This window comes from Nocardia asteroides, from assembly GCF_900637185.1.
Taxonomy (GTDB): domain Bacteria; phylum Actinomycetota; class Actinomycetes; order Mycobacteriales; family Mycobacteriaceae; genus Nocardia; species Nocardia asteroides.
The window spans coordinates 3,652,607-3,674,738 of record NZ_LR134352.1; the positions used below are offsets into that span (position 1 = coordinate 3,652,607).

A 22,132-nucleotide genomic window follows, 5' to 3' on the forward strand; every position below is an offset into this window, starting at 1 on the left:
GGAGCCGGACATGACCGACAACTATGTGGACACCCGCATCGACGACGACGTCGCGGTGCTCACCCTCAACCGCCCGTCGAAGCTGAACGCGCTGGACGTGGCCACCCGGGTGCGGCTCGCGCAGACCATCCGCCAGTTCGGCACCGGTGATCTCGTGCGCGGCATCGTCCTCACCGGCACCGGCCGGGCCTTCTCCGCCGGGGAAGACCTGCAGTCGGTACCCAGCACCTACGACGAGATCCGCGAGGCCTTCGCGACCTTCCACGACATCACCCGGGCGATTCTCGAAACGAAGATCCCGGTGATCGCGGCCGTCAACGGGATCGCGGTCGGCGGTGCCTCGGAGATCACGCTGTGCTGTGACGGGCGGATCGGCAGCCCGGCCGCCGAGTACTTCCAGCCGGAGAACCACCGCGGCATCATCATCTCCAACGCCTCGAGCTTCCTGCTGGGCCGGCTGGTCCGCAACCACGCGACGCGGATCATTCTGGGCTCACAGCGGATCGGCGCCGAGGAAGCACTGCGGATCGGGCTGCTCGACGAGATCTCCGCCCCGGAGTCACTGGTCGGCCGTGCGGTCGAGGTGGTCCAGCAGTGGAACTCCGACCCCCGGATCACCGCGCTGCACCTGGGCCTGCTGCGGCCGCTGCCCGCCGACATCGAGGCCGCCTTCGCCCGCGAGGACGACGCCGCCCGCCAGTCGTGGGAGTCCGGCGCCTTCAGCGAAGGCATCGAGGGCTTCTGGACATCGAAGAACGCGGCGTCGTCGGCGCCTGCGCAGAGCAACCGAGATCGGAGTCGATCATGATCACCACCGAAGCAGCTGTCCTCACGGCGGTCAACGAGCCGCTGGAGTTCACCGAGATCCTGGTCGACGACCCGGAGCCCGACGAGGTACGCCTCGCGGTCTCGAATGTGGGCCTGTGCCACAGCGACCTGCACTACATGACCGGAACCGTCGGCGCTGACCTGCCCGTGGTGGTCGGGCACGAGGTGGCGGGTGTGGTCGAGTCGGTCGGCTCCTCGGTGACCACGTTGCGTCCCGGCGACCGCGTCGTCGGTGCGCTCACACCGTCGTGCGGGTCGTGCCGCAACTGTCAGGTCGGGCATTCGACCCAGTGTCAGCGCGTCACGCAGATCCGTCAGCGGCCACGGCCCGCCTTCCAGCTGCCCAGCGGTCAGGCCGTCCACCGGCTCGGGGACATCGGCGCGTTCTCCCGCCACACCCTGATGCGGGAGAACTCGCTGGTGCAGGTGGCCGACGAGGTGGGTCTGCACGTGGGCTGCCTGCTCTCGTGCTGCATCATCACCGGCGTCGGCGCCGTGTTCCGCGGTGCCGAGGTGCGTCCCGGCTCCACTGTCGCCGTGATCGGTTGCGGCGGTGTGGGTTCGGCCATCATCCAGGGTGCGCGCCTGGCCGGCGCCTCGGCGATCGTCGCCGTGGATCTCGACGATGCCCGCCTGGCCGCGGCCCGGACCTACGGCGCCACCCACATCGTGAACGGTGCGGCCGATGTGCCCGCCGAGATCCAGGACCTGCTCGGCGACGGTGTGGACTACTCGTTCGAGGCCGTCGGCAGCGCGCGGACCGCGGCCACCGCGCTCGAGGTGCTGCGCCCCACGGGCACCGCGTGCCTGGTCGGTATCGCCCCCGACGGCACCGATCTGACGCTGCCCGCCTGGAACTTCTTCTTCAGCGAGAAGCGTCTCATCGGCTCCTACATGGGTTCGGGCCAGGCGCAGGAGGACATCGCGCAGTTCGCTCGCCTGTACCTGCAGGGCCGTCTGCTGCTCGACGAGATGGTCAGCGACGTGATCCCGTTCCGCGACGTCGACAAGGGCTTCGAGGCGATGAAGTCCGGCGAGGTCACCCGCATCGTCGCCGACCTCACCGTGTGAACCCGTTCCCACTCGAGCACCGAAGGAGCACCTGATGTCGAATCCGCAACTGCCCCAACCGATCAACTACATCGCCGACGAGTGGTCCGAGTGCGCGACCATCCCCGGCGCGTGGAACCTCGATCCCAACACCGGCGAGCCCGTGCACCGCACGGTGACCACCACACCCGCCGACGTGGAACGCGCTCTGCGCCACGCCGAACAGTCCTACGGCTTCGAACGCTGGGACGACGCCGCGAGTGAGGAACGCGCCGCCGTCATCGAGCGCGCGGCCGACATCGTCGAGTCCCGGATCGAGGACATCGCCCGCACCGACGCCCTCACCAGCGGTGTCCCGATCGCCAAGGCCCGGATGGTCGCGCAGTTCCTGCCCCACCGCATCCGTTCCTCGGCCGCGGATCTGCGCACCATCCCGCGTCGCACCGCACTGGCGGCCGGTGGCCGTGACGTGCGGCTCTACAAGGTCCCGTGGGGTCCGGCAGCCATCCTCACCCCCTGGAACGGCCCGAGTTTCATCCCCGCCGCGAAGATGGTCAGCGCGCTGGCGGCCGGCTGCCCGGTCATCCTCAAGCCGTCGGAGCACGCGCCGAGCAGCGCCCAGATCATCGTCGAGAGCTTCGTCGAGGCCGGGCTGCCCGCGGGCGCGTTGCAGTTGCTGCACGGCGCGGGCGACGTGGGCGCGGCCCTCACCGGTGACCCGCGCGTGAAGATCGTCTCCTTCACCGGCGGCCCGAACGCGGGCCGCGCGATCGCCCGCGCGGCGGCGGAGGATTTCAAGGTGCTCCAGCTCGAGCTGGGTGGCAACAACCCGGCTTTGGTACTGGATGACGCGGATATCGACGTGACCGCCGACGGCATCCTCGAGGGAATGACCAAGCTCAACGGTCAGTGGTGTGAGGGCCCCGGCAAGGTGCTGGCGCACAAGAGCCTGGTCGAGCCGCTGCTCGAAGCGCTGCTCGATCGCATCGCCCACATCGAGATCGGCAACTCGCTCGACGAGAGCACCGAGCTCGGTCCCATCTCGAATGCCCCGCATTTCGCGACGCTGCAGCGCCGTATCGACGGGCTGCGGGCCCACGGCGCGACCATCCATCAGCCCGCGAAGCTGCCCGGCCTGGACGGCTTCTTCCTGTCGCCCACCGTCGCGACGGGTGTCGACGCCTCGCTGGCGACCGCCGAACTGTTCGGTCCGCTCATCAGCCTGCATGCCGTGGAGTCCGACGAGGACGCGCTGCGGGTGGCCAACGCCAACCCGTCGGGTCTGGACGCTTATGTGTTCGGCGGCGACCTGGACCGCGCCGTCGAGGTCGGCTCGCGGGTGCTCTCGGGTGAGGTGCGCGTGAACGGCGCCAAGGTCGCCGACCTGGCCGACGGATCGGCCCAGAGCTTCTGGGGCACTTCGGGAATCGGCGGTCACGCACCCGGTGAATCCGTGCGGGTCTTCTGCGGCGACCGCGTGGTCGGCGTCGATTCTCCCGACCTGCCGATGTAGCGAACACGGAACAATCTCCGCCCACCCCTTGACTGTGACCCATACAAACGAAAGCGGCTTCTGCCATGAACTCCACCCCCACCGCAGAGATCGTCGACGTCATCGGCGTCGGCGCCGGCTTCACCGGCATCTACCTCGCCCACCGGCTGACGACGGCGGGCTGGACCTTCGCCGGTGTCGAAGCCGGCCCCAGCGTCGGCGGCACCTGGTTCTGGAACACCTATCCGGGCGCGCGCTGTGACGTCGAGAGCATCTACTACTCGTACTCGTTCGACGAGGCGCTCCAGCAGGAGTGGACGTGGAGCCAGCGCTTCGCTCCGCAGGCCGAGATCCTCAGCTACATCGAGCACGTCGCCGACCGTTTCGACCTGCGCAAGCACTTCACCTTCAACACCCGCGTAGTCGCTTCCACCTGGAACGCGGCCGACAAGCTCTGGGAGGTGCGGCTCGACAACGGTGAGATCCGGCGCAGCCGCTACCTGATCTCGGGTGCCGGTGGCCTGTCCACCCCGAAGGACTTCGACGTGCCGGGCCTGTCGAACTTCGCCGGCCTGCAGGTGTCGACCAGCCGGTGGAACATCTCCCTCGACGATCTCGCGGGCAAGCGGGTCGCGGTGATCGGCACCGGTTCCTCCGGTGTGCAGGCCATTCCGCTGATCGCCGAGGTCGCCGAACATCTCACGGTGTTCCAGCGGACGCCGAACTACGTGATGCCCGCGCGCAATGCCGTCCTCGCGCCGGAACAGGTCGCTGCCATCAAGGACGACTATGTGGCCATCCGTGAGGAGTGCAGGCACTCGCCCGGTGGCATCCCCGATCGCCCTGTCACCGACGGCGCCTTCGATGTCTCCGACGAGGAACGCCGGCGGCGCTACGAGGCGGCCTACGAGCGCAGTGGTTTTCAGGGCGTCGGCGGCGAGTTCGCCGATCTGCTCTTCGATGCCGAGGCCAACCGGACCGCTTCGGAATTCATCCACGACAAGATCCGCGAGATCGTGCAGGACCCGGTCACCGCGGAACGGCTGGTGCCCAAGTATCACCCGCTCGGCGCCAAGCGCAGCGTCTTCGGCACCGACTACTACGAGACCTACAACCGGCCGAACGTGTCGCTGGTCTCGCTGCGTGAAGAGTCGATCGAGACGATGACCGAGAACGCGATCGTCACCTCGGCGGGCACCTACGAGGTGGACGCCATCGTGCTGGCCATCGGGTTCGACGCGTTCACCGGGCCGCTCTACGGGCTCAACCTCACCGGCGCTTCCGGCCGGAAGCTGCAGGAAGCCTGGAGCGACGGCATCCGCTCCTACCTCGGATTCATGGCCGCCGACTTCCCCAACTTCTTCATGGTCGGCGGACCGCTGAGTCCCGCGCTGGCCAGCAACGTGGTGGTGACGATCGAGCAAGCCGTCGACTGGATCGCCGAGCTGCTCGAGCACGCCCGCGACAACGGCGCCACGCTGATCGAGGCCACCCCCGAGGCCCAGCGGGAGTGGGTCGACATCACCGAGTGGACCGTGTCCCAGACCCTGTACGCCACCACCGACTCCTGGTATCGGGGCTCCAACGTCGAGGGCAAGCCCAACACCTTCCTGGGTTACCTGGGTGGTGTCGGCAAGTACCGCCGCATGTGCACCGAGATCGCCAAGCGCGGCTACCCGGGTGTGGCGATCGACGGCGAAGCGCGGTCGCGCACCGTGGGCCCGATTCACGAGGAGATCGCATGAGCAAGGCAGTTCACCGGCGGTATGTCGCCTTCTCCGACGCGCACTACGCCGGCAACCTCGTCGACGGCGCCTACGCCTTGAAGCTCTTCGGCGATGTCGGCACCAATCTGGCGATCGAACTGGACGGCCACGAGAGCCTGTTCGCCGGGTATTCGTCGGTGGACTTCCTGGCCCCGATCCGAGGTGGCGACGTGGTCGAGGCCGAGGCGACCCTGGTGAAGAAGGGAAACCGAAGCCGCACAGTCGATTTCGAACTCCGGGTTGTCTGTCGTGGCTCCGACGACACCGGCCGCGCGCAAGTTCTCGATCCTCCCTTGGTCGCGGTGCGCGCTCGCGGCACCGCGGTCATCCCCGCGGCCGGAACGGAGTAGGCGCCGTGGAGCTGATCAACGACACCGGCTGGGCCGGACAACCCGCTACGGCCGAGCCGCCGCTCACCGGAGACATCGACTGCGATGTCGTGGTGATCGGCGGCGGTGGCGGCGGCATGTCGGCAGCCCTTCGCCTCGCCGAGAAGGGCGTCGACGTGGTGCTGCTCGAGGCGAAGACCCTGGGCTGGGGTGCCACCTCGCGCAACGCCGGATACATCACCAACTCGGTCGCCGCCGATCCGGAGATGCTGGGCTTCCTGCTGAAGCGTGAGCGGCTGCGCCGGCTGTATCGCTACGCCGAGCACGCGGTGCATTTCGCCGAGGCCGCGATCGAGCACCACGGGATCGACTGCGATTACAAGCAGGAGGGCATCGTGATGGCCGCGGTGTCGAAGGGGCAGTTGCGGCACGCACGCCGCAACGCGAAGGTCCTGGCCGAGGCGGGCTCGGCGGGCGAATTCGTCGAGGGTCCCGAGGCGGGTCTGCCGGAGGGCTTCCTCGGTGGCATCCGGGAGGGCGTCGGCGGCACGGTCAACCCGGGCAAGTTCGCCCTCGGCCTGCGCGCGGCGACGATCGCCGCGGGTGTGCGTGTGTACGAGTCCACTCCCGCGCGCGACATCGCCGATGTCGGTAACGGTGTCGTGGTCGACACCCCGCGCGGAAAGGTCAGGGCCCGCAAGGCGCTGCTGACCACCAACGCGGCGAGCAACAACCTGTCGTCGGCGCCCGAGCATCTCGCCACCCCGGTGTGGACCTCCCTGGTCGAAACCGAACCGATCCCACCCGAGCGACTCGACGAGATCGGCTGGACCAGCCGGGCTCCCATGGTCACGCTGCACATGATCCTGGAGAGCTACCGCGTCACTCCGCGCGGAACCATCGCGTTCGGCACCCGCCGTATCCAGGCGGGCCGCAACCCGCTGCCGGATCGCACCCCGGCGCCGCACGTCGTCGACGACCTCGTCCGCGGTTTCCACGACCGGTTCCCGGGCCTGCGCGACATCAAGCCGGTGCGGGCCTGGGGTGGCTGGATCGGCATGAGTTCCACCTGGCTGCCCGTCGCGGGCGAGGCCTCCGGCAACGTGCTCTATTCACTGGCCTGCAACGGCCACGGCTTCGCCCAGGCGCAGTACGTCGGCCATCTGCTGGCCGACCACGTCACCGGCGCACCGCGGCACGAGGACCTGGAAGCGATCTGGCACGGCAGCAAGCGGTTCTGGCCCAGCTTCGTCAGCAATCCGGCGCTGTATCTGGGCTGGCTCGCCGACCGTACCGTGGACCGGGTGAACGCGCTCAAAAGGTAGTCATATGACCTAGACGACAAGGTCGGTGGCGGTCCACTTCTCAGTCCGCACCTCGCCGCCGAACCCGCATACCTGCAGGTTCGGCGGCTTTGTGCGTTCGAGTGACCCTTCGACTGCTGACTGGGGATAGTTCTCGAATTACTGGATCAATTGCCTTGATCATATGACTCACTCACGGTACCGTTATGACAGGCATCACATCCCGACCGCGTCGGGGCTACGCGAGCGCACCCCGCTCGGCGGCCGGATGTCGGACCCCTGAATTGCCGAAGCGAGACGACCACCCGTTCTCGATCGCTCGGCAGCGCTGACGAAACGACCCATTGCCGCTCGCCGGCGGGTGTCACCTCTCGAGGAGAAAGATCATGTCCATCAAGGAACTGCTTTTCGCGGCCGCGGACATCTGGATGATCGCCGTCGGTTTCACCTACGGCATCAAGTTCATCCGGAACTACAAGAATTATCTGCTCGGTATCGAGTGGATGATCGTGGCGACGTCGGGAACGAACTTCCTGATCTACGGCCTGTTGAAAGCCGGTCACGACAGTCCGATGTACGCGTTCGCCTATTTCCTGGACGCCTTCTCCCGGTCCGTCGGTATCACGCTGATCCTGGTGCTCGGGCTGATGAAGGTCACCCATCGGTACAAGCCGTCGGCGGCGGTCGACGTCGGCGCGTTCGCACTCGCGGGTGCGGTCGGTTTCGCCCTCAGTACCTACGCCGAGCAGATCGGCACCCCCGGCAAGATCTTCTACATCGTGGTCAACGTGCTCACCACCTTCTTCCTGATTTACTTCAGCAAGCGTCTGTGGGAAATCGGTGAGCGCGGGCACGCCGTGTGGGCCGGTATCGCGACAGCGTGCGGATTCTTGGTGGCTGCCACCTATGACTTCGTCCACATTCCCGGCGACGACGCCGAGCACACGATCTTCTACATCTTCGCGCTGTCGACGTGGGGTCTGCAGATGTTCACGTACTTCCGCGCTTACCGGGCATTCGACGCCTGCAACAAGCGCGTGGATGCCCCGGCGGCGATCGGCGACGCCTCGGTCACGGCCCGATAGCCGGACCCGCTTCGAACGATCCAGAGACAGGAGCCGAAATGGCAACGCAAGACAGGCAAGAAGAAACCACCGAGGTCGTCGTCATCGGCGCCGGAATGGCAGGTTTGACGGCCGCGACCACCCTCGCGCCCGCAGCTGAGGTAGTAGTGCTCGAGTCCACCGATCGCACGGGCGGACGCGTCGAAACCGTCCGTCGAGGCGACTACTGGATCAATGTCGGCACCCAGTTCACCGAGGGCACCGGCACACTGATCGACGCGCTCGACCGGCACAACATCGAGATGGGTTCACTCGCCGGCAAGAGCATCGGGCTGCATCTGAACGGCTCCACGGTCGACACCTCGAATCCCCTGGCGCTCATGTTCCGCACGCGCATGACCATGATGGATCGGCTCGGCCTTGCCGTAGTCGGCGCTCGGATCCTCGCGGCCACACCGTTCCTCGAGTCGCAGAGCCGTTTCGCCCAGCGGGTGCGTGCCAAGCTGGACGCCAAACTCGCGTCGTATCTGCTCAACGGTGTCCGCTCGGAACTGGCCGCCACAATCGTCCGGTCGTGGTCGGCGCAGTGGATGGGATGCGAGCCGGACGAGACGGCCGCCACCCAATTCGTCTACTCGGTCGGCATCGCGCTGGCCGACCCGGAGAAGGTGCCGAACTTCTCGCTGCCCGCGGGCGGCAACCAGACGCTGACCGACGTGCTGACCGAGGATCTCGGTGCCCGCATCCGCTTGAACTCGGTCGTTCGATCGGTACGTCGCGACGGTGACGGCGTGGTCGTCGACTATCTCGACGGCGATCGCCCCAAGCGGTTGCGGGCGCAACGCGCGATCGTCACCGCACCCGCCGATATCACCGAGCGGATCATCCCGGACCTTCCGCAGCGCTACCGCAACGCGTTCGACGACATCACCTACGGGCGCTATGTGGTCGTCGGCTTCTTCACCGACGAAGTCGGGCCGCAACGGTGGGACAAGTTCTTCGGCATCTCCGCGCCACAGCTGTCGTTCCAGGCGATGTTCAACCACGCCGCGGCGCTGCGCACCGGTGACGACCGCAAGCCGGGCGGTGCCCTGGCCTGTTTCGCCGGTGGCGGTAAGGCCGACGCGTTGCTCGACCTGCCCGACGAGGAGATCGTGTCGCGCTTCCGGAACGACCTGCTCAGCCTGCTGCCCGAGCTGGAAGGCAAGCTGGGGGAGGGCATCCTGCGCAGGCACCGCCGGGTCGTCCCGTTCTGGGCGCCCGGCCGGCGCAAGTCGCTGCCCACGTTGCGCGACCCGCTCGGCACCATCTACCTCGCCGGCGACTACCAGCTCGATGTGCCGTCACTGGCCGACGCCGCGACCTCGGGTGAGCGATCGGCGCTGGCGGTATTGGAAAGCCTGGGCCGCTCGCGATAGCCGGGGGACTGCCCGCAACCAGGGAACAACGCCCAAACCCCTACTGCTGTCGAATCGCTCACCACCGCCAGCTGGGAGGGCACCGTTCGCGGAGCGCCCGTCGACCGAGACCGCGCAGCTCATCGTGTTGCCGGTGATCGATCGGGCGGTACCTCGGGCGAGGGCGAGTGTCCAAACCGGTTCGGTTGGGGCGCGACGGGTCGTCGCCGGCGAGGCAGCCGTGCGCGTCCGCCTTGTTACCGGCCTTCGTCGAGGACTGCCCACTCGCTGCCTACGGTTGCCGGGTTGTCAAGCACTGTTCGGCTGCGGCTTGCCCGCCGGGAGATGACACGAGGTCGTGAACAATGAACGCCCCCTGCTCATTACGAGCAGGGGGCGTCGTTCTGCCGGCGGAGCCGAGTCGGAAGCGGCTCAGATCCCGGCGTCGGGTCGTGGAATATCGCCTCGCCAGGCTCCGGTCTCGTGTCCCTCGCTCTCGATGAACTGCTTGAAGCGCTTCATGTCACCGTTGACGCGGTGCTCGAGCACACCGAGCTTGTCGGCGACGGTTTCGACGAAGCCATCCGGGTCGACCTCCATCTGCGCGGTGATGCGGGTATGGGTGTCGTCGAGGCGGTGGAAAGTGATGACTCCGGCGTGATCGGGTCCGCTGTCGGACTTCCACGCGACGCGCTCGTCGGGGTGCTGCTCGGTGATGGTGGCGTCGAACTCGCGTGTCGAGGGACCGACGTGGATGCGCCAGTGGGTGTGCCGGTCGTCCAGTTGACGGACCTGCTCCACCCCTTCCATGAACTGCGGAAACGTCTCGAACTGCGTCCACTGGTTGTAGGCGGTACGGATCGGGACGTCCACATCGACAGTTGCGGCAACCGTGCTCACAGGTACTCCTTCCCCGGTCCGCGTCTGTTGTCGTCACGGACCGGCTTCGGTAACTCGTACAGTGGGGGCCATACCCTGGCGCCGGAACCACAAACGAAGGCGACGAAACCGCGAGCGAGTGTCAGGGGCCTGCTCCGGCACGTCAAATCCCCGGATACAAAAGAACAACCCCTCCGACCCAGGTCAGAGGGGTTTCGCCTGTCGGGCTGACAGGATTTGAACCTGCGACCACCTGGCGACGGTTCGCGCCGTCCAGAGGATGCTGGATGGCACCCAAAACTACTGGTAGATAGCAAGATTCACGCGATCGGCCTGCTGGTTGATTCTTGTCACTTCCCGCCCTTTCCGGCCATTTCTGTGTGGTTTTTGTGTGTTGGTTCGCGCCGCGGTCCATAGGGCGGTTCGAACCAACCTTCTTGCGGCCGCCATGCCGACCCTGACCGGTTTCCACAGCTCTACGCCGACCCCGGACCGACGGCTGCGGGGTCCATCGCTGTGAAACGCAATGCACGCCTGCCGTGCCAGCGGCGAGTTCGCCGTTCGGCGAGAGAGCTGAGACCACGCATGTCTGGAGCCGATTCGATCGCTCGTTGTGGCCGCCCGCATCATGGACGTGGACCGCCGTTCCGGAGGAGTGCGCCAGTGCTGAGAAGAACTGCTGCGCAGCCGTCGATTGCGTGCCACCTCCGGCCGCGATGGGCAAGTCGCCGGGGGTATGTTCGCCGCAGGTGCCCGGGCGTCCGCCTCCAGCACGACGCCCGACTACTTCCAATTTCGAAGACGATCCTTGTAGTGCAGAGAAATACAACCGTCGTTCTCGGCCAGGCGAGTCAGCCGCCGTACTCGTTGATCAGGCTGTCGACGTCCCCGATGACAGAGATCGGGTCGCCGGCATCGGCGGGCAGGAAGACCGCGATCTCCCCGTTGCCCAGGTCACCGATTCGCGCCGTCGCGGGCCCGAAGCTAGGCACGCGTACCGGCTTCCAGGTCCGGCCGTCGCGAGAAACCCACAGCGCGGGCGCACTCATCCCGGCCTGTTGCAACCGGCCACCGGCGATGAAGCCGGCGGGGCGGGCCGTGACATCGGCGAGTGACTCGCCCCTGGCCAGCTCGACGGTACGCTGCCAGTCGTCTCCGGTGATCGATTGCAAGATCGCCGACCTGCCGTCGACGGTGCCTTCGGCGACGATTCCGGAAGGTCCTGCCGCGCAACCGGACAGTTGGCCGTCGATGTCGTCGAACGGTCCCAGATTCAACCGCTGCCAGAGCCCATCGAGCCGCCACGCGGCAGGAACCGCGATGCCGGGCGACCGCTCGACCCATCCGACTGCGATGGGATCGCCCGTCGGGGTTGCGCAGACATCGTTGATCCGGGAGGACAGTTCGCCGTCGGTCTGGATGGGCATCTGGTGCCAGACCATACCGTCGAGGGAACTCCAGATCTGGGCGGAACTCCGCGTGGTGAAGCCGACATCCGGTCGGCCCCGTGCGGTGAGAATCCACCGATCGCCGAAGTGGTCGAGGCTGTCGAGATCTAGCGTGGTCTCCGGCTGGAACCCCGAAACCGACTGCCAGTCAGCCACATTGGGTGACCGCCACCAGCCACGCGCCGGCGCCGACCCTGTCGCTGGATCGTATTCCGCGCCGAGTACCACCTCGACACCGTCAGGGCCGGTCGAAAGAAGTGCGCCGTGCATCGATTCCGCTGCGCGCGGTTGCCAGTCTGTCTCGATCGCCGAGTCGCCCTGCAGTGTGACGAGCGTGAACTCGCCTGAGCGCGATCGCCGGCCGTTCGGCTCGACCTGCCACACGCTGCGTCCGGTGCGAAGCAGCCGACGTGCGGGATCGAGCACGATCGGCCAAGCGAACGGTACAGCGCGGCTGGACAATCGCTGAAGATCGGTCCAGGTGCGGTCGGCAGCGAGGCGGCCGATCCGGACGCCGCCGTCGTCGATCAGGCCGACGATCGAGCCGTCGAGTTGCGCGACTACCGAGCCGTGGGCTCCGCTGTACTTGTTGTTGTCCGTGGTGCCCGCGAGTTCCCAGGAACCATCGCCGTTGCGCCGATAGAGCCCGGCCACCGGGGCGTCGGGTCCCTGACCTATCGCGGTGACAGTGCCGTTGGCCGCGATAGGTGAGCGCAGCGAAACACCGCTGGCTGGGGCGAGATCGGTCTCCTCTGAGGGCACAGGGACCCGCTCGGGTGTCCACGAAACACCGTCCGGGGAGCGCCACGCCGCCGGTAGCGCCGGAGCGTTCGGTCCGTTGTCAGCACGCACGGAACCGACGAGCGAAAACCCGTCCGGCGTGCGGGTGAGTCCGCCGAAGTAGCCGCGGTCGCCGGTCAATCGGATCCGCGACGACCAGCTCTTCCCACTGTCGCCGGAGTGATAGATCACCGGTGCCGTGGTGGCGCCCTCGGGTCCGGTGGAGGCGAGCAGGACGACGGTCGGCCCCGCCGCGACCAGCTCCCATCCGGCGAGCCGCTCACCGGAAGCGACTGCGGGCAGTGGCACCGAGGTCACGCTGTCGTTCGCGTCGAGTCGCAGTAGGGCCTGTTCGCCGTCACTGTCCGTGCCGAGCAGGACCACGCTCGTACCGTCGACGCTGAGATCGGTGACCTCGGCCCCGCCCGTGAGCGCCTGCGGCAGTACGCGCTCGCGCCAGTGCCTGCGATCGGTGGACGTCCACAATTTGTTGGTCCGCAGGCCGTCGTGCCACACCGACCCCACGAGCGCCGTCAGCTCCGCGCTGCCCTCCGCCCAGCCGTCGAAGTCGCCCTCGACGGCGTCGGTGACCGGAGCTCTGGACCACGCCGCCGCGTCGTCGGACAGCCACACCGCCGGTGTGCCAGGCCGCCCCGGTTCGGCGTAGCTACCGCCGATCAGCCAGGGCAACCCGGCCTCGCCGGGAACCAACCGCCCGGCGTCCACGGTCGGCTGCGTGAGGCGCATGGACTCCGGCACAGCGATCGGCTTCACCGCGGCGGTCGGCCACCGGTGCTCCTGGCCCGGACCCGCGGTGCACGAACTCGTTACCGCGACGGCGAGCGCGCACACTGCGACAGCACCAAATCCCCGTGCGAGTCGAATCATCGAAGAGCCTCCTGTCGAAATACCTATGACCACAGATGCGATCCGGGCGAGAGTCAGTTCGTCAGGAGAAGGGAAGATCCAGCGGCATCGAACCGAAGCGGTGGGCTGTGGCATCTGCTGAGTACGACCGAACGTGTTTCGACCCGAAGGAGGACCGCGTGTACTCACCGGTTTTCGCGGCAATCGCTGTCGCTATTCTCTGCTCGCCCGCAGCATCGCCGAATATCGCCAGTGCTGGATTCGCGCCCGTGTACATCGGCCCGTTCGCCTCTGAAGACGAATGCACCACGGCGTCACACGGGGTGGGAATCCGAATTCCGAAGGACGAAAACGGGAACGACGGTCTCGCGTTGATTCCCGAGTGTGTTCTGCAAGCCGATCAGCAGTGGTATCTCAAGACCTGACCGTCAACGATCAGCGCAGCCCGTCGAGGACGGCTGCTCTGACCGGGTCGCCCACCGACAATTCCTTGGCGACCCGCCGCCAGGCGTTGCGACCCGCGGTTGCCGACCCGAGTACTGCGGCCGTCACCGCGGCGGCGTGGTCGGGGCGCAGCGCTTCCCGGGACATGATCGAGATCTCCAGATCCTCCGACATCGTCAGCGCGGTGGTCGTCAACTGGCCGCTGAGTGCCTGTTCGTCAGCCGAGTACAGCACCACCAGGTGTTCGCCGCCGTCGCGCACGGAGATTCGGACGATATCGCCTGCCACCGCGTCGGACCCGAAGGACCGCACGGTAATCAGAGTTCGTTCCGGACCGGCAGGAGCGCGGGTGAATTCGATGCCGAGCTCGGTGTCGAGTCGGCGCTGCGCGGTGCGTTCTGCGGGCGATTCCCGCGCCGGGGCCGCGGCCAGCGTATTGACCCGCCAGCCGGGTACCAGGAAGGACTGCCGCGCACCGAGGAGGGAAACGCCGGCATCCGGCCCGAGCAGTCGGGCGGCGATGCGGGCACCCGCGGCGGCGATCTCCGCGTCGTCGTCGAGGTTGTCGTCCATCGCGTCGACCAACATGCCGATATCGATGGGTAGGTCGAGCCGGTGCCTGCCCTCATCACGCGCGGTCACGATGCCTCCTCGTCGTCGGTGTCCTCGCGCGCCGCCAGTTCCCGGACCAGCGCTTCGCGTAGCATTTTCGCGCCGGCCGCGCGAAGGCGTTTGACCTTCGCCTGGTGCAGATCGAGAGCGTCGGCGACCTCTTTGGTTGTTTGCACATCGGCGAAGCTGCCGTCCGCCGCGAGCACGAACGTGGCACGAAGTACGGCGGCGGTTTCCTGGTGTTCGATTCCCGCCAGCGCAGCGAGCAGAATCGAGCGGTCTGCCAGGCGCGTGTCCTGTTCGCTGGTGGCGCGGTCCTCCATGGTCAGCACGGCCGCGTCGTAGTCGACCCTGCTGCCCGGATGCCGCTTCTCCGCGGTGCGTCGGCGCCGGGACTGCAACGCCTGCCACTGAAGCTGCTGGAGCACGTGGGTTTTCCAATGTCGAATCCGTTCGGCGGGCAGTGTCGCGGTCAGTTCGACCATCGCGTCCTGCGCGACGTCTTCGAAGTCCGAGCGCATGTCGGGGTCGACCCGCTCGAGCACGTGGCGCGCTTTACCCGCGGCGTATGTCGCCATGGTGACCAGATCGACGCCGAAAATATGAGTCACGACCGCCCCACGTAGATGTGGGGGTACTTCGCCCCACTTCGCGCCCAGCCAGTTGTCCAAGGGATCATCAGGACTCAACTCGTGCCCCCATTCGATCGGCGGCCGCACCACCGGATGCGGTGCCCGTAGAGGTCGCGCGCACCCCAGGCCTCGCGCGACTTTCGGCGCCGATTCTACCGTCGGTGGTGGCTGTCGTCCGTCGACCCCGATCATCTATCGACCTCCAGTGCGGGAAGCGTTCCTACACTGATGCCGTTGACAGTGAGGGTGGTTCGCGGTGGTGACGGGTCCCCCGCGGCCTGCTCGACAGCGGCACAGCGTAGCGGAAATCGGCACTCCATGTCGGTGGGCTGGCACCCGTGGACTGTGGATGCACTGTGCTGAGGCGTGACACTGGAACTCCAGTTGGCGGCTATGCGGCTTCGCGAAGCAAGGAGTAGGGCATGTTTCGCACTCAGTTCGATCTCGGTGGTTCGGGGTCGGCTGGTCCCGTTCATGGCGTGGAATATCCGGTCATCGGCCAACCGGGCGCGCTCCCGGACCACGTCGTCATCGACAAGCTGACGGGCGCCGAACAGGCCTGGTTGGCCTGTTGCGTCGACGCTGTGGCCGAGGGCGCGGCGGCTGCCCGCGCGCTGTTCGCGCCACGGCAGGAAACCGTGGTGCTGGCGCGCGCGTCTCTGGCGCGATGGAAGTGCTTCGACCAGGAGGACGATCTGCTCGTCGAGGAAGCGGATTCGCTCGACGACCAAGGCAGGCGCGAATCCGCCGATCTCTCGGCGGCGCGTGCGTTGGGAAACCTGGCCTGTGCACTGACCGGCGCGACCGATATCGGCACAGCAGCAGCCTGCTTTCTCGCCCACGCGGAACGCGCAGGGCTGCACTCCGCGGGTGGCATGTCGATGCCCGCCGATGCCACGTGGAACACAGGGTCAGACCACCTCGGTTCCTTGGTGCGTAGCCTCGGCGAGCACTGTGACGGCTCCGCGCGTGCGTTTGCGATTCTCACCCTGCTGGAATTGGCGGGGCGCCGACCGAAGACGCTGCGCACCAAGGAGACCAACGTCTTGCTGGTCGACATGTACGGCGCAGGCCACCGGGCAGTACTGCGGCTGACGCTGGTCGATGCCGGTCCCAGTGGCTTGCATCCCGACCCCGCTCGCATGAGCTTCCTGCAAGCTGACGCGGCGTTCGATGCCGCGCTCGTCGACGCGTGGGCGAGCAGCGAACTCGCGACTACCGCGGCCTGCGTGCTCTGGTCCGTCACGCTCGACGGGGGTGCGCCCGCCAATGACATCACCGGCGGCTCCCTAGGCGCAGCATTCGCCGTTTGCCTCCACTACCTGGCGCCGCAGACGCGGTGGCGCCGATACCTCCGGTATCGGCTCGACCCGTCCTGCGCGATCGCCGCTGAATTGCGCGGTGAGATGTTGGGCGGAGTCGGTGGCTATCCAGGAAAACTCCGTGCAGCTCAGCAGAATTCGCTGCGCGTAGTCGTCGCCGCCAGCGGCTTCGCCGAGGCCGTACGCGCCGCACCGCCGCGGTTCGCAGCAAACATCAGCGCCGCCCGAACTGTCGACGAGGCTATCCGGCTCGCCGAGGGCGGGACCGGCTATCGGGTCCGGGCGGTCTGGTCAGCCGTTTTGACGACACTTGTTGTCTCCGGGCTGACAATTTTCGCTCGGCGGTGGCCACAGCAGTCATGTTCCTACCCCATCGGCCAGGGTGGGCTGTCGTTCTGCGAGGCGATCTCTCGCGGAAATGGGAGGTGATCACCTTGGCCAGGAAGGCCTTCCATCGATCTTGATCTCGTCGGGCAGTGGGCCTTTGAAATGCTTGACTGTCGAGGAGCCGAACTGGTTGAACTCCATTGCCAGCCCTGCGGTATGCAGGCCGCCCATTTTTTCATCCGTGACCGTTTTGCCAGCGATTGTCACCTTCTTCTTCTTGTCCCAATTGTATCTATCGAAAATGTGGATACGGTAGTCCAGTAGTATTTCTGGTCGATCGCTTCCCGATCCGGTGTGGGTGATCGTTACCACTCCTGTTGCGCACACGGAGATGCCGCCCATTGCGTAGAACCAATCCGAATGCTCGCTTTGTAGAATGTAGTAGCCGCTCCATGCGGTAGTAAATGTGATGGGTGGGTTCGGGCTGGTCGGGTTGGCGCGGGCTGAAGTGCTCACCGCCTCGACGACCAGCCGCTCAGCATGCCGCCTCAGTCCTGGGACGCTGTTCATTACATCGTCTGGGTCGATCGAGAGATCCTCCCCTTTGTTCTTCAAATAGTTGTTCAAGCCTCTTGCCGCGTTCTTGTATCCGATTGCGAGAGCGCCATAGTAGATGCCGCGAGCAACGGCAAAGAACTCAATGTCGTCATCGCGCTCATTGGCTGGTTGTGAATTATGTGGGCCAGCGCCCGGGTCTGGTTGAGGTGGCGTCGGCATTGCGGGGATTTGAGGAGTCATATGTTCTCCGTGGTGACACGTTGTTCCGGGGTCGATGGAATCGGTGGTTATGTCAGGTGTGGATACTTTCAGTCCACCAGACAGTCTCCGCAATGCCGTACCGCCGGTTCCCGGGGTCTACCGTGATAACTGTTGGAATATCGAACTCTGCTGGGTTATAGGTAGGGGAGGTTCGTGTGGGGTAGTAGTCCAACGCTTCAGAAATCGCCTCTGCAAGTGTAAATAGCGTGCCGCGGCGTCCAGATGCGGACTGCTGGAGCGCGGCCGTTTCTGCGGTAATCTGCACTTCCAGTTCAGTGGGGAGGGGTACGCCTGTATCACCTGCCCATGCGCCGAGGGGAAACTCGAATATGTCGTGTTTGATGGTCTGCAGCACTCTTTCGATAAGATCGGCTGCTTGATTTCGTGCCAACTGTTCGAGGCATTTTCCGGCCGCGCAGATTATTTTCGATGTGGCTTCCATGTATATACTTCGGTCTGAACTACTATTGCTTAGTTCCAGGAGCTTCGCGATGAAGGATGTCGCCGCCGTTCCCGACCATTGTGAACGCAACCAGTCGGCGCCCGACGTGAGATTCTGGGCTGTGACGAAGTCGTTGATACCGAGTCTTTCGATCCTCGAGCCGACTTCATTCAATAATTCCCAATCAGCTGAGAATGGGGTGAGATATTCTACCGTCGGATTGACGCCTAAAGTCGTTGCCAAACCCTTGTCGTAGGGTGTCAGTGTGGTAATTGTTGACTCGATAAGCTCCTGTATGGAACATTGAGTATCGATATTTTGGTTGAGGGTGGGAAATTGTAGTCCGCCGTATCGTGTCAGGCCTGGCGAGTCGTCCGAGGCGGATATTTCGCCTGCTGCCGCTATATAAGTGGCATTGTTTCGATCGCTCGATCGAAACAATGCGGCGACTGTGGACAGATCGTTTCCCAGTACTTCGATCGCAGCGAAGTCGTTATGCGCGCACCGGGTGTATTCCTCGGCAAATCTATCGAATGAAGAAGTCAACCCGCCGCCGATTTCTGAAGTGCCCGGTGGGAACGAGATCAGCGGGCTCAGTTGGGAGAGATTAGTATTCGCACATGCGGCGATGTCCAGCAAATCCAGGCTGAACCCGTAGAGGCATGATGTGTCGACGTTGATACTGTTCATCTCCTAGTTCCTTCCACGAATGGGGTATTGGTCGGGGTCTCGCTCACCAACTCGCGCCAATTCTTCGAATCATCGCCCTGGGGGTTCCGGGAACGGCGACTATGTGATCGGAGCCCACGTCTGTGAGTAGGTAGCGTCCATCGTCGGGATAGTCGAGCCACAGGAATCCGCGGCCGGCGGTGTAACGCGAGTCGATGGCGGCTCCACGCACTACCGAGATCTCGCCGGTGCCGATGCGTGGTCTTCGGAAGAAGCGTCGTAACTCCGCCGATTCGGGGGTTCGGGACGCTATGCAGTCGGCGCGAGTGTCGAGGTCGCTGCGCTGTCCGCGGACCGGACCGAGGCTGCCTGCGGTTACCCGGGGGAGGAGGGCGACGATCGCTTGCCCGACGCGAATCGCGGGAAGGGTGGAGATGGTCACCTCGGTGCCGTACCGACGAGTCGGACCAGGTGCCTGGGCGGCGAGAGTTGCCAGCTCGCCCGAGATTCCCGCGTGTATCCGGACGGTAGCGGTCTGCTCGGGTCCGTGGAACCCGTAGACCTCGATCCGGTACTCGGGCTCGAGCAACACCGTCAGCGCGTGGTAGAGGTGGTCGTCGAGGCGGGCGCGGAGGCGCTCTGCGGCGGCCGCGCGGCTGCGGTCGAGGTCGGGGAATTCGGTCGGGTCGGGGATGTGACTCAGGGGGTACGGCAGGCGGTCTCGGCCGAGTGCTTCGAGCGCGATACTGAAGGTGAGACCTTGCATGCGCCAGCGTGATCCGGTCATTCGATCACCCCGCCGGTGGGCAGGACCCAAGGTTGTTCACCGAGGAGTTCGGTGGTGCGGTCGCGGACGAGGTAGTCCGGGATCCGGTGTTCGCCGTCGTCGTCTCCCTTGGCGCGTGCGCCCGGTGCTCCCATTCCGGCCATCCCTGGTAGGCCGTTGCGGCCGGCAGTTGCGTTCGCCGTGCGCTCAGGGGCACCGGCTTGCTTGGCCACATGACCAGGTACTGCCTTGCCTGCGATAGGTGGACCTGCGGTCGGGGAGCCGCTCGTGGGCGCACCGGTGCCCGGAGCGGTTCCCGGGTTCGGTGAACCGGGTGTTGTCGAGGGATCGGCAGTGGTGGGTGCGGTGCTCGATGGTGTGGTTCGCGTACCAGCGGGGTCGGTTTCCTCCGGTGAGCCGACTCGGGTGGCCGACTGCTGGTAATCCACTGGCTGGGTGCTGTTTTCGGCGGGTTCGCCGGTCGACTTGCGTGTGGAGGGGTTCTTCGGCGGCTGTGCGGGTTCGGGCGTCTTTCCCCCGTGAAAGGTGTTCACCGCTTGCGCGAGTCGCGGTGTTCGCTCGTCGACCTCCCTCGCGGCGGGTTGATAGATCGTGCTCATCAGCCATTGGGCCTCGGCTTCGGCCTCGTCGGCGCTGTGCTTGGACTCCTTGATCGCGCCGGTGCGGGGAATCGCGACGTTCGCCTGATCGAAGCCGGAGACGTCCAGTGGCGGCTGGATCGACCTCGCCGCCTTGCTGAGCGCGTCTTCCAGGGTATCGATGCAGTTCGCCATCAACTCGAAGGTGAGCGAGAGCTTCTCGGCCTCGACGACGTAGGCGCGGGTGCTCACCATCGCCGCGGTGGCCGCGCGCCCCTGCCAATGGGTGGCGATGGCTTTCTCCACGTCGGCACGGAAGGTCTCCACCGCCTCCCGCATGCCACCGTGGGCGCTGCCGCGGCCACCCTCATCCAGCCGGCGCCAGCCGTCGGCGCCGGTGTTTATCGCCGCGACGTCGACCTGCGAACTGGCGCCGTGCAGAGCATTCCAGATCTGTTCGTGGGTCCACTGAGCGAAGTTCTCGTGTTGGATGATCTTGGTTGCGGCGTAACGATCCTGATAGCGGGTGGTCAGGTCGGAACGTTCCCGGAATACGGCGGCTTCGCGAGGTTCCGACTTGTGCGCACCGTCGCTGGTTCGCATCTGGCCGGTTTCGGCCAGTGAACCGAGGGCGGCCAACGCGTCCGAATGTGCGGCGACCATCAGAGCTGACCGCCCTTCGCACCCAGTTCCGCCGCGTTCTGCTGGTCGACCGTGCCGACCTTGCCGATCGTCGCGGCGTAGGTGTCGCGCATGAGTGTCGCGATCTCGATGTGTTGCCCGAGACGGGTGAACGCGGAATCGGTGCTGTCGTCCGAATCCCCGTGCACGGCCTTGTTCTGGAACTTGGCGCGCAGGATCTGCGCGGAAGGGATGCCGCCGTAGCCGGACAGCGTCTGCAGGCCGAGCGCGTCGTGCTGGAGCTGGACCAGCCGGTCGCGATACGCCTCACATGCTGCCCGCAGCGCCTCGCCGATGCCTTCATCCATCCGCAATTCACCATCGGCCGCCTGCTGCTCGGCCGTCTGCCATTCGCGGATCTGCTGGTCGAGTGGGTCGGTCACGGGCAGTCTCCCGCGGCCGGTGTGGTGTCCGCGTGGTATGCGGGAAAGTCGGTGCGGCCGGGCCGACGGTGTGTGGTGGAAAGGGGCACATCTGTCAGATGCGGCCGGGCGAGTCATCGGTTCGCGGATGGCCGGGGGTGCGATCCCGGCGGCGGCATCGCTGCCCGAGCAAGGGCGCCGAACCTGGATCCGCCGAACCGGCATCAACATTGACGTGTTCGACTCGACTGCACCCGATGTCTGGAGCCTGCTCCAGCAACTCTTCAGCGATCAGCCATGGGTGGTGTTCCTCGCGGGGCTGCTCAGCTGGGTGGCGACGATCCTCGGGGTCTTCCGGGCATCCCGGCACGGTCTGCGTCTACTTTCCGAGCGAGATGACCTGTTGGGCACCGGAATACGAATCGGCATCGCCGCGATATTGATGGTGGTTCCGATGACCTGGATTGTGTGCACGGTGGTGTGGGGGAACCTGTACCAGTACATCTTCACCGGTCTGTTCCTGGTGGACGAACCGGCGCGGCCCACCTCGTGGTTGGGGGTGTCGGTCGGCGCAGTAGTCCTCGTCGGCTATGTGGTCTCGGTGTGTGTGGAAGTCGTGAAGAAGTTGCTTGACGGCGCGATCAGTGAGGCGTTGTCCAGTGCGCTCGGCGGCGGTGCGTTGCCTGGCCTCCCGGCGGCGCTGCTGACGGTGGTCCACCGAAATGACGACGGTCCGTCGTGGGCAGTGGCCAGTGGCGTGGTGTTTGTGGGCGGCTTTCTCGTCGCGCCGGTGATCGTGGCGATCTGCGTGCGGCTGTGCAGCGAGAAGTGAGGCGGCTGCGCCGCGGTCGGTGAACCCCGCGTCGCGTCGTGTGCGTCTGAGCAGGTGTCGGATATTGGCCTATTCAAGGTGGCGAGGGTACATGAACAGGACGGGCTGGACCCCGAATGGCAGGGTACGCAGGGTAATCGGTGTCGCGGTTGTCGCGGCGATGTGTTTCGTCGTGCCCGCGTGTGCGGAGGACAGCGTTGGTGACGACGTCGCCGATCAGGTGTGCGAGATCGTCGGCCCGGTGGCCGACGCCGTCGCCTCGCGGCTCGCCCGCGGGAAGGCCATCACAGTGCTGATCATCGCCGCACTCACAGGCGTAGTCCTCGACGACGCCTGCCTGCGGCACCATGTCGAGGAAGCCGAGTGAACCTGGGGCCGCCCAGCTCTGGGTGAACCGGCCGGTCTCTGCATCGCATCTCTG

Annotated in this window: 21 protein-coding genes; 12 read left to right on the forward strand and 9 right to left on the reverse strand. The window is 65.9% G+C overall.

Going from position 1 to position 22,132, the window contains the following annotated elements:
- Window positions 1-10: 10 nt before the first annotated feature.
- From EL493_RS17210 to EL493_RS17245, 8 genes are all read left to right on the forward strand, one after another.
- Window positions 11-808, forward strand: coding sequence for an enoyl-CoA hydratase/isomerase family protein (locus EL493_RS17210; protein WP_022566652.1), 798 nt, complete (start codon window positions 11-13; stop codon window positions 806-808).
- Complete coding sequence (locus EL493_RS17215; RefSeq protein WP_019049048.1) at window positions 805-1,899, forward strand: Zn-dependent alcohol dehydrogenase; 1,095 nt, start codon at window positions 805-807, stop codon at window positions 1,897-1,899. The genes EL493_RS17210 and EL493_RS17215 overlap by 4 nt, the downstream gene beginning before the upstream one ends.
- Window positions 1,900-1,933: 34 nt before the next feature.
- Window positions 1,934-3,391: an aldehyde dehydrogenase family protein gene (locus tag EL493_RS17220; protein ID WP_019049049.1), complete on the forward strand. Its 1,458-nt coding sequence runs from the start codon at window positions 1,934-1,936 to the stop codon at window positions 3,389-3,391.
- Between the two features lie 65 nt (window positions 3,392-3,456).
- Window positions 3,457-5,115: a flavin-containing monooxygenase gene (locus EL493_RS17225; RefSeq protein ID WP_019049050.1), complete on the forward strand. Its 1,659-nt coding sequence runs from the start codon at window positions 3,457-3,459 to the stop codon at window positions 5,113-5,115.
- A complete protein-coding gene (locus EL493_RS17230; protein ID WP_019049051.1) occupies window positions 5,112-5,486 on the forward strand; it encodes a hotdog fold domain-containing protein in 375 nt (124 codons plus the stop codon). The genes EL493_RS17225 and EL493_RS17230 overlap by 4 nt, the downstream gene beginning before the upstream one ends.
- Before the next feature lie 5 nt (window positions 5,487-5,491).
- Window positions 5,492-6,790 carry an NAD(P)/FAD-dependent oxidoreductase gene (locus tag EL493_RS17235; RefSeq protein WP_019049052.1) on the forward strand — a complete coding sequence of 433 codons (1,299 nt, stop codon included), beginning with the start codon at window positions 5,492-5,494 and terminating at the stop codon, window positions 6,788-6,790.
- 365 nt (window positions 6,791-7,155) lie between these two features.
- The gene (locus tag EL493_RS17240; protein ID WP_019049053.1) at window positions 7,156-7,854 is read left to right on the forward strand and encodes a hypothetical protein; all 699 of its coding nucleotides are present in this window, start codon (window positions 7,156-7,158) and stop codon (window positions 7,852-7,854) included.
- 38 nt (window positions 7,855-7,892) lie between these two features.
- Window positions 7,893-9,251, forward strand: coding sequence for a flavin monoamine oxidase family protein (locus EL493_RS17245; RefSeq protein WP_030202992.1), 1,359 nt, complete (start codon window positions 7,893-7,895; stop codon window positions 9,249-9,251).
- Window positions 9,252-9,662: 411 nt separating this feature from the next.
- Here EL493_RS17245 and EL493_RS17250 read toward each other — a convergent pair whose 3' ends face one another.
- Together EL493_RS17250 and EL493_RS17255 are read right to left on the reverse strand one after the other, a co-directional pair.
- Window positions 9,663-10,130 (reverse strand): SRPBCC family protein, encoded by a 468-nt coding sequence (locus tag EL493_RS17250; RefSeq protein ID WP_022566650.1) that lies wholly within the window; start codon window positions 10,128-10,130, stop codon window positions 9,663-9,665.
- An 830-nt stretch (window positions 10,131-10,960) separates the two neighbouring features.
- Entirely contained in the window at window positions 10,961-13,063 is a 2,103-nt protein-coding gene (locus EL493_RS17255) for a hypothetical protein (protein WP_126405739.1), read from the reverse strand.
- Between the two features lie 320 nt (window positions 13,064-13,383).
- Between EL493_RS17255 and EL493_RS17260 the strand changes: the two genes are divergently transcribed.
- Window positions 13,384-13,629, forward strand: a complete 246-nt coding sequence (locus EL493_RS17260) for a hypothetical protein (RefSeq protein WP_022566648.1) — start codon at window positions 13,384-13,386, stop codon at window positions 13,627-13,629.
- 10 nt (window positions 13,630-13,639) lie between these two features.
- Here the strand turns inward: EL493_RS17260 and EL493_RS17265 are convergent, their stop codons facing one another.
- Together EL493_RS17265 and EL493_RS17270 are read right to left on the reverse strand one after the other, a co-directional pair.
- Window positions 13,640-14,290 carry a hypothetical protein gene (locus EL493_RS17265; protein ID WP_019049057.1) on the reverse strand — a complete coding sequence of 217 codons (651 nt, stop codon included), beginning with the start codon at window positions 14,288-14,290 and terminating at the stop codon, window positions 13,640-13,642.
- Window positions 14,287-14,871, reverse strand: a complete 585-nt coding sequence (locus tag EL493_RS17270; RefSeq protein ID WP_126405741.1) for a hypothetical protein — start codon at window positions 14,869-14,871, stop codon at window positions 14,287-14,289. Before EL493_RS17270 ends, EL493_RS17265 begins: the two co-directional genes overlap by 4 nt.
- Window positions 14,872-15,314: 443 nt before the next feature.
- On the opposite strand from EL493_RS17270, the gene EL493_RS17275 reads away from it, so the two are divergent.
- Entirely contained in the window at window positions 15,315-16,643 is a 1,329-nt protein-coding gene (locus EL493_RS17275; RefSeq protein ID WP_022566646.1) for a hypothetical protein, read from the forward strand.
- Here EL493_RS17275 and EL493_RS17280 read toward each other — a convergent pair whose 3' ends face one another.
- From EL493_RS17280 to EL493_RS17300, 5 genes are read right to left on the reverse strand one after another with little or no spacing between them, the layout of a single operon-like run.
- Window positions 16,644-17,339: a hypothetical protein gene (locus EL493_RS17280; RefSeq protein ID WP_126405743.1), complete on the reverse strand. Its 696-nt coding sequence runs from the start codon at window positions 17,337-17,339 to the stop codon at window positions 16,644-16,646.
- Between the two features lie 52 nt (window positions 17,340-17,391).
- Window positions 17,392-18,492 (reverse strand): hypothetical protein, encoded by a 1,101-nt coding sequence (locus EL493_RS17285; RefSeq protein WP_022566644.1) that lies wholly within the window; start codon window positions 18,490-18,492, stop codon window positions 17,392-17,394.
- Window positions 18,493-18,535: 43 nt separating this feature from the next.
- Entirely contained in the window at window positions 18,536-19,258 is a 723-nt protein-coding gene (locus EL493_RS17290) for an ESX secretion-associated protein EspG (protein WP_022566643.1), read from the reverse strand.
- Window positions 19,255-20,499 (reverse strand): hypothetical protein, encoded by a 1,245-nt coding sequence (locus tag EL493_RS17295; RefSeq protein WP_019049061.1) that lies wholly within the window; start codon window positions 20,497-20,499, stop codon window positions 19,255-19,257. The genes EL493_RS17290 and EL493_RS17295 overlap by 4 nt, the downstream gene beginning before the upstream one ends.
- Complete coding sequence (locus tag EL493_RS17300) at window positions 20,499-20,900, reverse strand: hypothetical protein (RefSeq protein WP_019049062.1); 402 nt, start codon at window positions 20,898-20,900, stop codon at window positions 20,499-20,501. The genes EL493_RS17295 and EL493_RS17300 overlap by 1 nt, the downstream gene beginning before the upstream one ends.
- A 127-nt stretch (window positions 20,901-21,027) precedes the next feature.
- On the opposite strand from EL493_RS17300, the gene EL493_RS17305 reads away from it, so the two are divergent.
- Together EL493_RS17305 and EL493_RS17310 are read left to right on the forward strand one after the other, a co-directional pair.
- Window positions 21,028-21,711, forward strand: a complete 684-nt coding sequence (locus EL493_RS17305; RefSeq protein ID WP_019049063.1) for a hypothetical protein — start codon at window positions 21,028-21,030, stop codon at window positions 21,709-21,711.
- A 91-nt stretch (window positions 21,712-21,802) separates the two neighbouring features.
- A complete protein-coding gene (locus EL493_RS17310) occupies window positions 21,803-22,078 on the forward strand; it encodes a hypothetical protein (protein WP_022566642.1) in 276 nt (91 codons plus the stop codon).
- Window positions 22,079-22,132: the final 54 nt, after the last annotated feature.

Coding starts and splice junctions, on each gene's coding strand:
- EL493_RS17305 (WP_019049063.1), top strand. CDS start 21,028: ATGGCCGGGGGTGCGATCCCGGCGGCGGCATCGCTGCCCGAGCAAGGG.
- EL493_RS17275 (WP_022566646.1), top strand. CDS start 15,315: ATGTTTCGCACTCAGTTCGATCTCGGTGGTTCGGGGTCGGCTGGTCCC.
- EL493_RS17295 (WP_019049061.1), bottom strand. CDS start 20,499: ATGGTCGCCGCACATTCGGACGCGTTGGCCGCCCTCGGTTCACTGGCC.
- EL493_RS17230 (WP_019049051.1), top strand. CDS start 5,112: ATGAGCAAGGCAGTTCACCGGCGGTATGTCGCCTTCTCCGACGCGCAC.
- EL493_RS17225 (WP_019049050.1), top strand. CDS start 3,457: ATGAACTCCACCCCCACCGCAGAGATCGTCGACGTCATCGGCGTCGGC.
- EL493_RS17245 (WP_030202992.1), top strand. CDS start 7,893: ATGGCAACGCAAGACAGGCAAGAAGAAACCACCGAGGTCGTCGTCATC.
- EL493_RS17290 (WP_022566643.1), bottom strand. CDS start 19,258: ATGACCGGATCACGCTGGCGCATGCAAGGTCTCACCTTCAGTATCGCG.
- EL493_RS17240 (WP_019049053.1), top strand. CDS start 7,156: ATGTCCATCAAGGAACTGCTTTTCGCGGCCGCGGACATCTGGATGATC.
- EL493_RS17310 (WP_022566642.1), top strand. CDS start 21,803: ATGAACAGGACGGGCTGGACCCCGAATGGCAGGGTACGCAGGGTAATC.
- EL493_RS17215 (WP_019049048.1), top strand. CDS start 805: ATGATCACCACCGAAGCAGCTGTCCTCACGGCGGTCAACGAGCCGCTG.
- EL493_RS17210 (WP_022566652.1), top strand. CDS start 11: ATGACCGACAACTATGTGGACACCCGCATCGACGACGACGTCGCGGTG.
- EL493_RS17220 (WP_019049049.1), top strand. CDS start 1,934: ATGTCGAATCCGCAACTGCCCCAACCGATCAACTACATCGCCGACGAG.
- EL493_RS17285 (WP_022566644.1), bottom strand. CDS start 18,492: ATGAACAGTATCAACGTCGACACATCATGCCTCTACGGGTTCAGCCTG.
- EL493_RS17280 (WP_126405743.1), bottom strand. CDS start 17,339: ATGACTCCTCAAATCCCCGCAATGCCGACGCCACCTCAACCAGACCCG.